Genomic DNA, 1,188 nt, shown 5'->3' with positions numbered 1-1,188 from the left:
TGTTATGCAATGGAGGGGGTTTATAAGGGATGAAACCCTTATATAGAAAGACATTTGGCGATTTTTGTCAATTGTTTTCGATCTAGAACGAGCTAATCAATTAAGTCTCTTGCCAGATAAGGATTTAGTCGATTTATGCCCCCCTATCGAACCATAACAAGTAACGAAGAGCCTAAAATGATCACTTCTGAACCTATTTATTCCCTCCCTAAAACCCCTCCTTTAGAAAATGGTGATCAACTAAGTCGCCAGGAATTTGAGCGTCGTTATCAGAACCTTTCTGAAGTAAAAAAAGCCGAATTAATTGAAGGAATAGTTTATATGTCCTCTCCTGTACGAGTGCAGAGTCATGGAGAACCTCATTCTGATATTTTAACTTGGTTAGGGGTCTATAAAGCCGCCACAATTGGGGTAATGTCTGCGGATAATACTACTGTGCGTCTGGATGCAGATAATGAAGTACAACCAGATGCTTTACTAAGAATTAAAATTGCTGGACAATCAACTATTAGTGACGATGATTATATCGAAGGTGCGCCGGAATTAATCGTAGAAATCGCCGCTTCTAGTGCTTCCTATGATCTCCACAATAAATGGCGAGTTTATCGTCGTAATCAAGTGCAAGAATATCTTGTTTGGCGAGTTTATGAACGTCAATTAGATTGGTTCCGATTAAATGCTGGAGAATATATTAAACTTGAACCCGATAGTCGAGGGATAATTTACTCGCAGGTTTTCCCCGGTCTTTGGTTAGATGTTAATGCTTTATTAGCGGGTAACTTAGGACAGGTTTTGACAGTTTTACAGCAAGGTTTAGCCAGTCAAGAACATCAAGATTTTCTGAATAAATTATCTCAAAAAAAATAATAATTGATATTTAAATTTATGAATTGGCATCCTGACGCTTATCAAGCTTTAATTGCCGAAGATTATCCTCAAGTTGCGGCAATCTACGAGGAACTAATCGATAACAATCCTGAAAATGTTTCTGACTATTGGTACTTGGGAGTTGCCTATCTTCTGCAAAATTTAGCAGCAGAGGCACAGGGGGAGCATCCCAGTTTTGCAATGAGTAAAAATACTCAGGCAATATCGCCGTTGAGATAAGCACAACGTAGCTTCAAATACTGAGGAACATTCTCTGCTTTCCATTGTGCTCCCACAATTTTCATTCTTGCACCTATTTGC

At 38.7% G+C, this 1,188-nt stretch carries 2 protein-coding genes; both read left to right on the top strand.

The annotated features are described in order from the left end of the window. The first annotated feature begins 177 nt into the window (after positions 1-177). Complete coding sequence (locus tag PX482_RS23955) at positions 178-867, top strand: Uma2 family endonuclease (protein ID WP_288024365.1); 690 nt, start codon at positions 178-180, stop codon at positions 865-867. 18 nt (positions 868-885) lie between these two features. Continuing rightward, positions 886-1,107 carry a hypothetical protein gene (locus tag PX482_RS23950; RefSeq protein ID WP_288096113.1) on the top strand — a complete coding sequence of 74 codons (222 nt, stop codon included), beginning with the start codon at positions 886-888 and terminating at the stop codon, positions 1,105-1,107. The last annotated feature ends 81 nt before the right edge of the window (positions 1,108-1,188 follow it).

It is taken from the genome of Microcystis sp. M53602_WE12, from assembly GCF_030065455.1.
In the GTDB taxonomy this organism is placed as follows: domain Bacteria; phylum Cyanobacteriota; class Cyanobacteriia; order Cyanobacteriales; family Microcystaceae; genus Microcystis; species Microcystis aeruginosa.
This window is presented reverse-complemented; position numbering and strand designations above follow the sequence as displayed.

Bases quoted from the DNA above. Each gene is read 5' to 3' on its own strand.
- PX482_RS23955 (WP_288024365.1), top strand. From the start codon at position 178: ATGATCACTTCTGAACCTATTTATTCCCTCCCTAAAACCCCTCCTTTA.
- PX482_RS23950 (WP_288096113.1), top strand. From the start codon at position 886: ATGAATTGGCATCCTGACGCTTATCAAGCTTTAATTGCCGAAGATTAT.